Source organism: Aestuariivirga sp. (assembly GCF_041738905.1).
Taxonomy (GTDB): domain Bacteria; phylum Pseudomonadota; class Alphaproteobacteria; order Rhizobiales; family Aestuariivirgaceae; genus Aestuariivirga.
On record NZ_JBGSOZ010000200.1, the window covers coordinates 1 to 6,607 of the forward strand.

The 6,607-nt window shown below is 60.0% G+C and carries 4 protein-coding genes and 2 pseudogenes; 3 read left to right on the top strand and 3 right to left on the bottom strand.

Going from position 1 to position 6,607, the window contains the following annotated elements:
* The first annotated feature begins 155 nt into the window (after positions 1 to 155).
* Positions 156 to 3,686, top strand: coding sequence for a hypothetical protein (locus ACEW8Q_RS19495; protein WP_373505729.1), 3,531 nt, complete (start codon positions 156 to 158; stop codon positions 3,684 to 3,686).
* 358 nt (positions 3,687 to 4,044) lie between these two features.
* Positions 4,045 to 4,182, top strand: a pseudogene (locus ACEW8Q_RS19500) (hypothetical protein); the annotation flags it as partial.
* 34 nt (positions 4,183 to 4,216) lie between these two features.
* On the opposite strand, the gene ACEW8Q_RS19505 reads toward ACEW8Q_RS19500, so the two are convergent.
* The 3 genes from ACEW8Q_RS19505 to ACEW8Q_RS19515 form a co-directional block, all read right to left on the bottom strand.
* Complete coding sequence (locus ACEW8Q_RS19505) at positions 4,217 to 4,909, bottom strand: nucleotidyl transferase AbiEii/AbiGii toxin family protein (RefSeq protein WP_373505730.1); 693 nt, start codon at positions 4,907 to 4,909, stop codon at positions 4,217 to 4,219.
* A complete protein-coding gene (locus tag ACEW8Q_RS19510; protein WP_373505731.1) occupies positions 4,896 to 5,696 on the bottom strand; it encodes a type IV toxin-antitoxin system AbiEi family antitoxin domain-containing protein in 801 nt (266 codons plus the stop codon). The genes ACEW8Q_RS19505 and ACEW8Q_RS19510 overlap by 14 nt, the downstream gene beginning before the upstream one ends.
* Positions 5,697 to 5,912: 216 nt before the next feature.
* Positions 5,913 to 6,224, bottom strand: coding sequence for a hypothetical protein (locus ACEW8Q_RS19515; RefSeq protein ID WP_373505732.1), 312 nt, complete (start codon positions 6,222 to 6,224; stop codon positions 5,913 to 5,915).
* Between the two features lie 230 nt (positions 6,225 to 6,454).
* Here ACEW8Q_RS19515 and ACEW8Q_RS19520 point away from each other — a divergent pair.
* Positions 6,455 to 6,607, top strand: a pseudogene (locus tag ACEW8Q_RS19520) (IS3 family transposase); the annotation flags it as partial.

A 6,607-nucleotide genomic window follows, 5' to 3' on the forward strand; every position in this document is an offset into this window, starting at 1 on the left:
GCCAATCCTCAAGGCCGCACTTCAAAACCATCGGACCGAGCAGCCAGCCTCCCATGCAGTTGACCGCTTGGCCGATGCTGCATAAGGTTCAACCAGCGACGCCAGCCTTGGCATTTTCAACAGAGTACGGGACATCCCCGACATCTGACACCCGCATGCTGCCCAATCCATATCCTGAGTGGCAGGGTATGTCGATCACCCAACTCATGAACGGCAATTACCTGGTGGTGTTCGACAGTACCCAAAGAACCTCGCCGCTGGACACGCAGACCAATGTCAATGGGTTGCTGTTCGATCCACTTGGCAACCAGATCGGCGACATCCTCACGCTCAACGAATTTGCCGTCGACGGGGACCAGGGCTCATCCACGGTCGCCTCGCTCGACGATGGCGGCTTCCTCATCACCTACAGGAATGCCGATTCCGCGCTCCCGATCTGGGAAGAACACAATGCCGCTCTGGGCCTGGACGCGGCCGCGAGCATATCGAACGGCTTCAACGCGCCGGTCGCACCCGCAGACCTGTCCAATCCGGCCAACAGCCACCTGCTGCTCTCCACCAAGATCGAGTTGAATGCGTCGGACGACACCGTCGAACTGTATGGCCGGTTCCTCAACAGCGATGCCAACGGCTTCAACGCGCCGTTCCTGCTCGCGACCCGGAGCGTGCATGTCAACAGTTACGGCGGCGGCACCACTGAACAGGCAGCTCTTTCGGGCGGCAACTATGCCGTGGTCACACGTTTCCACGACCGCAACGGCGACGATCTCATCGTCTTCGTCCACGACAGCAGCGGCAATGTCGTGGGATCAACGAATGTCTTTCTGAACGGCGCCGGCATCTTCTTCAACGGCGAGACATCGCTGAACAACAACTTCAGCGGTGGAACCTATTCGCCTCAGATCACTGCTCTGGACGATGGCGGCTTCGTCGTGTCCTGGATCGTCGAACATCCGGTCAACGGTTCGTCCGAGTACTACGAGAACTTCACGCACGATGTCTATGCGCAGGTGTTCAATTCCAACGGCACCGCGCGCACCGGCCAGATCCTGCTGGATGAAAACGTGTCATCCGATGAATTCGGCATCACCAGCACGTGCGTGGTGGGTTTCGCCGACGGTGGCTTCGGGGTGGTCTGGGTGGACGGCCTGCTGGTCACGCCGGACGTGAACAACGACCCGGATCATCTCAACCTGGTGAAGGAGATCTACATCCGCGTGTTCGACGGCAACGGCATCCAGCGGGGCGGGGCGACTCTTCCCTATGCCGGTGCCCTGACCTACGAGGAGTCGGTGGAGGCGGCACGGCTGATGAACTTCAACGTCGCTCCGCTTGAAGATGGACGGGCCGTGCTGACTTGGTATGTCGACAACCAGAACGAATTCGAACCCTATACACTCCATTCCATCATCCTCGATCCCCGCGATCCTCTTGGCAGCGGAAACCAGCCCGGCAACGCAACATCGGGAAACGACTACATCGTCGGCACCAGGGTCGCAGACGTCATCTTCCGCTCCGGAGGCGCCGATACCATTCATGGTTGGGCCGGCGATGACCGCATCGAAGGCGACTTCGCCGATGATGCCCTCTATGACGGTGGTCTTGGTACCGACATCATCGACTTTGGAGGATTGGGCTCCTCAGGCGGCCTGGGCGGGCTGATCGCGGACATCGTCATCAATCTTGATACCTCGACTGCGACGTTTCGGGACGGGCGCAACCTGGGCACAATGGGTGTTGCCGGCTTCGAGGAGGTCAGAGGATCTGGTTATGGCGAAACCATCATCGACCGCAACTCCACGCAGTCAGCCGATATCCTGCGCGGCGCTGGCGGCAGCGACATTCTCCGCCTCACGCTGGGCAACGACACGGCCTATGGCGGCGCTGGCAACGATACCATTGAAGTGCGCCGCTGGCTTGGGACCAAGGACGTCTTTGGCAATTCCGGCATCGACACGCTCGACCTGAGGTTCAACTACGAAGTCGGCGACACGCGGATCGACCTTGGAGCAGGCACGGCGACACGTTTCATCAACAACGATGACGTCACCCTGAACTCCATCGAGAACGTGAGCGGCTCGAACCGCAAAGACGTCATCATCGGTAACGATGGCGACAACCGGCTGGATGGGTTCAATGGCAACGACGTGATCGTTGGCGGACTGGGTCTTGACGACCTGCTCGGTGGCGATGGCGACGACGCGTTCCAGTATGATGCCACCGATATCGTGGCGGGCGAGAGCGTCGATGGGGGCGCCGGCAGCGATGCGCTGTTGGCCGCTGGCAGCGGAACGTTCCGTTTCGATCTCCTCAGCATCGCCTCGATCGAGACAATCGACTTCTTCAATTTCGGCATCGTCGACCGCGTGGCCGTGTTTACGGCAGACCAGTTCAGGGCCGCCGGGGTTGCGCTCGATGCGCTGGTGGATGGCAATGCGCAGGCCAAGGTGACAGACACACTGCGCATCAATCTGACCGGTGGCACATCTCTGGACCTGTCGCTTTTAACTTTCGCCAACTGGGGCGAAGACGGCGATCTGGTTCAGGTCTTCGGCAGTTCCGGAAAGGACGCGGTGACGGGAACCTCCGTGGCCGATGAAATCCGGGGCGGAGCGGGCACCGATGTCCTCGACGGCGCCGACGGCGACGACAGGCTCTGGGGCGACGCTGGCGAAGACAGGCTCGACGGAGGGCGCGGACGCGATACCCTGAGCGGCGGCGGCGGCAGTGACATCTATGTCATCACTGACAGCCAGGCGGTGCCGGACATCATCATCGAACAGGCCGGTGCCGCGGCGGGCTCGGCCGACCAGATCGACACGGCCATCTCGTTCACGAACGTTCTCAACGTCGAGATCCTTCGCGGCACCGGCAGTGCCGACATCGATTTGACTGGCCTCGATGCCCAGAGTGACCGGCTGATCGGCAATTCCAGCAACAACATCTTGAATGGACTTGCCGGTGACGACGATCTTCAAGGCGCCAACGGCGATGACACGCTGATCGGCGGCCAAGGTGCTGACAGCCTGAACGGTGGAGCAGGGATTGACACCGCGAGCTACGCGAGTTCCTCCGCCGGTGTGGACGTGGACCTGGTCAGCGGCAATGCATCCGGCGGCGAAGCGGATGGCGACACGTTCCTCGACATCGAGAACCTGGTTGGCAGCGGGCGGGCTGACAGCCTGACCGGTAATGGCGAGTCCAACGTCCTGAGCGGCGGCGGCAGGAACGATCTCCTGCTGGGAAGAGGCGGCGACGACACGCTCGATGGCGGAGACGGCGACGATATCCTCGAGGGCGGCAACCACGACGACGTGCTGACCGGCGGACGCGGTACAGATGAAATGACCGGCGGCGCGGGGCTCGACCGTTTCGACTTCAACAGCACCAACCAGTCGGGCATCGGCTCCCTCCGTGACATCATCACCGATTTCTCGCAGGCCGATGGAGACCTGATCGACCTCCGCAACATTGACGCTAGGGTCTCACTGGGCGGCAACCAGGCTTTTCAGTTCACCGGCAACGGCGGTCAGGATGGGTTCTCGGGTGCCGAAGGAGAATTGCGCTGGTCCCAATCGGGCAACCGGACGATTGTCGAACTGGACAGCGACGGCGACGGCCTAGCCAATTCGGAAATCAGACTGAACGGGCAGATTGATCTGCTTGAAGCTGACTTCCTGTTGTAACCGGATTGCATGGGAGCGCGCGCCATCAGCAGTGCTTGACGGTCAAGCCGGCCAGAAGGCAGCCGGCGCCGCGACCTTCCCGCCCCCGGAAACAGGGCGATGAACTTCACGCGTTCGTTCAGGACACGACACTCCCTCCAAGGCGCGACGAGCGTCCTCGAAGGCAGTTAAAGAGTAACCTATGTCTTCGGAATGAAATACGGCCTATGTGCCCAGTATGGACCCAATGAAGATGGCGCGCCCGACAGGAGGGGTCCACAATACGACTCTAAGGTCTTAAATAGCTTGATATATTGGGTTTTTCTTTAGTAGCTGTGGTCCCGAAGTGTGGTCCCAAGGAGTTCCAGAGATGCCCGATATGACCAATCTGTTCCTTCACGGACGTCAGTTCTACTACGACCGGAAGACCCCTGTTGACCTAAGGGAATACATGTCTGAGCCGTGGACTGGGAAGGCTCGATACAGAGTGAGACTAGGGACCACCGACCTAGCGACAGCGCAGCGGGCCAGAGCGATCCACAACGCACAGTTCATGCTGATGCTGGAGAAGGCAAGGAAGGCCAAGGAAGGCAGCGGCGATCAACTGGAACAGATCGATAGACTGGCGCTAGAGCTTCACGATCTTCAGCAGGGAGACGCTGTGCTGCCTGACGAGGTTCTGGAAAGGCCCTTCTCAGATCATCGCTGATGCCCTCATTGGCCAGCAGGTCCCTCACGTCAAAAAGATCGCGCGGATGCTGACGGTCGAGCGCGGCCATAATCTTCCCGGCATAAAGGTCGGAAAATGAGACCATCTGCATTTCTGCAAAGCCGAACGTGTCCTCCACCGCCGGCGAGACGGCCCTTACTTCCGGCTCGAACACGCAGCCGCGCAGCACGGGCGTCACCTCGATCTTGATCTGGGCATCGCTGCCCTGAACCATCAATTTGGTGACGATCTGCTCCCGGGCGTTCACCACCTCATTCACGCGCACGCCGCGCAATCCTGCGCGCAAAGCGGCGGCAATGCGCTTCATCCCCGTATCTATGGCTGCCAAAGACTCTGACCGAGGCGCGACCGGCAAATAGGTCAGGTCGATATCGACCGACAGGCGTGGCATATCACGGACAAAGAGATTGATCGCCGTGCCGCCTTTGAGCGCAAACTCCCGCTCCGCCGCGACGAAAGGCATGGCAGCGATCAGAAGGGCGACCTGGCGCCTGTAGCGTTCATTCAGGGGCACCGAGGTCCTCCGGCACGGTTATCAGGTATTTCGGGTCCAGCTTCCCGCCTTTGACCAGCATCCGCTTGCCGCTGCCAAGGCTGATCTCCTCGCGATTGATCTGCTTCAGCCAAGGCGGCGCATGGCGGTCTGCGAAGAAGAAGAACAGCCGCTTGACCTTCACGCTTCGGCAGTCGGCAAGCAGGGTCTGAAGCCGGCGCGGGCTTAAGGTATTCAGGCTTTGGACCATCATATCGACCAAGTGAAAGCTCTCCTGGCCGGGCAGCTCGTCAAGCATTTCCAGCAGTGCGCGCTCGGGCGTCGAAGCCACAAGCGGCCAATCCGTCGGTCCCGGCAATTCCCGCAACGTGCCGCCCTGTAACGGCTCCTTCCCGGCCGCAAGGTTCTTGAACAGCACTTGCGACCTGTGAAACCGGAACGACTCCTTCAACGGAAGCTTGGATAGCCAGCCGGGAGGCGGCTCCGTTCCATAGAGGTGGATCGTTGAAGGGCCGGACAGTGACAAATAATGGCTGAATCCTTGCAGATCGAGCGCGGTGCGCCCGCCGACCGCAAGGGCGTATCCCATGAGTTTCTGGAGAGAAACGACGGTTTTCTGCCAGTCCAGTTCGCCGAGTGGCCGTTTGTAGGTGCCGCGCACCGGCTGCACCAGCCAACCGGCCGAGACGTATTGGCTGCGCAGGCTCGTGGAATAGCCGTGCCGCTCCATCCATGCCGCATCGGCCACAAGGCCCTCCGGCAGGGTTCGTTCCAACTGGTTTAGCTTCCCGACGTTTCGCTCAGTCATACTTAGTATAATGTCATAAAGTCAAACCAAATTCAAGGTTCGAAACGACGCCCTTTTGCGTAGCCGGGCTTAGCAAAAAGGCCATTATGCAAACTTAACGAAGTATAGCGATACACCAAGCGTTCCCCCAAACTGCGAACTCCAGGGACAGGGATACTGCTGCATGAAAAACCGGCCGCGCCGTCCCGAGCGCGACCGGCATAGAGGTTTAGAACATCACGGTATTTGGTCGAGATCCTCGACCGTGTTGTTCCGCAGGCGCATCGCCTCCGGAAGCCAGCCGGTTCCAACGATCTCGCGGGCGGCAAGAACCGCGAGTTCGGTCTTTTTCATCTTCGACCATGACGGTGCCGCCGGCACGCCCTTCGCTTCGCACAGTGCCGCAACGATCTGCGCCCCGCTGACGCGCGAGAAGTAATTCTCGACACCCGCATTGCTGACCATCGCGCCAGCAAACTCGACGAACTCCTGCCCTGGAACTGGAAGCTGCAGCATCCGATGGCTCAAGCCGCCTGCAGGCTTTGCCAAGGGCCAGTCTTGCGTCCAACACAGAATTGCGCGAATCTCGGACCCGACAGGCTGGTCATCCGGTGGATATCCGTCAAACAAACCGAGCCACCACACTCCAACTGGAACAGTAGAGAAAGTTCAATGGCCGCGTCTTGTGTTGTTGTCCGGCGGCAGCCCTCATGAGACAAACTGGCTGACTTGAGGAAGAGAGGATTTCTGGTTCATCGTAGCTTTCAGGAGAAGCGCTGATGAGACAGAAATCCGAGACGACGAAGACCACCTCCGAGCAGGTTGTGAAGAACATCCGGCGGGCGACACGGAAGCATCATTCGGCCGAGGAGAATATCCGCATTGTGCTGGATGGGCTTCGCGGCGAATACAGCATCGCCGAGCTGTGCCGG

What these genes read in the sequence shown, in the direction of transcription:
- ACEW8Q_RS19495 (WP_373505729.1), top strand. Translation starts at nt 156, where the DNA reads ATGCTGCCCAATCCATATCCTGAGTGGCAGGGTATGTCGATCACCCAA.
- ACEW8Q_RS19510 (WP_373505731.1), bottom strand. Translation starts at nt 5,696, where the DNA reads ATGACTGAGCGAAACGTCGGGAAGCTAAACCAGTTGGAACGAACCCTG.